Source organism: Oleiphilus sp. HI0066, assembly GCF_001635725.1.
On record NZ_LWFH01000585.1, the window covers coordinates 1 to 870 of the forward strand.

Here is an 870-nt window from a genome sequence, read left to right on the forward strand (position 1 = left end):
AAGATGGCAAAGGGATGCGCGTATAAAACATCAAAGCATAATGGATTAGTTGAAGCTGTCGTTTAATCATGATCGAGGCTCGTTTGGCTTAAGCGTCTGAGACGCCCGCATCTTCAAAGCTAGCCATCTCATTAATAAACGATACAGCCGCCTTTACAAGCGGATAAGACAAAGCACATCCTGAGCCCTCACCCAAGCGAAGATTCAAATCTAGTAGCGCATTGACGCCTAAATAATCTAACAGCTTTCTATGCCCTTGCTCCTGAGAGCAGTGACAAAACACGGCATTGTCCTTAATCGAAGGGTCCAGCTTGTATGCACATAAATATGCGGCACTCGCAATAAAGCCGTCAACCAATATCAGCACATTACGTTTGCTTGCTTCGAGCATCGCACCAACCATTTGTACTATTTCAAAACCACCAAACGTTTGGAGTACTGCGTGAACACCATCTAACTCACCATGATAGGTAAAAGACTTTTCAAGTACCTGAATTTTATGACTCAGTTGACGGTCATTAAGCCCCGTACCGCGACCAGCTATTTCTGATACCGGAATCCCAGTTAACTGGGAAATAAGAGCAGCTGCAGATGCCGTATTTGCAATACCCATTTCACCAAACCCAACAACATTGCAGCCTTTATCATGCAACTCACCAAGAACATCCGCGCCTGATTGTAAGGATTGATTCAGTTGCCACTCGGTCATCGCCTGATCAACTAAAAAGTTACGTGTTCCTTTTGCTGTCTTGCGATAAACGATCGGCAAATCATCAGGAAATTCATAGTTAACACCTGCATCAACGACCTGAAGATCCATACCATTCTGGATCGTAAATACATTGATCGCAGCACCTCCAGCAACAAAGT

1 protein-coding gene is annotated in these 870 nt (G+C 44.3%); it reads right to left on the bottom strand.

Annotated elements, in window-relative coordinates:
• Window positions 1–88: 88 nt before the first annotated feature.
• On the bottom strand, window positions 89–870 hold a 782-nt coding region (cobT, locus tag A3738_RS07755; RefSeq protein ID WP_068763500.1), incomplete at its 5' end, for a nicotinate-nucleotide--dimethylbenzimidazole phosphoribosyltransferase.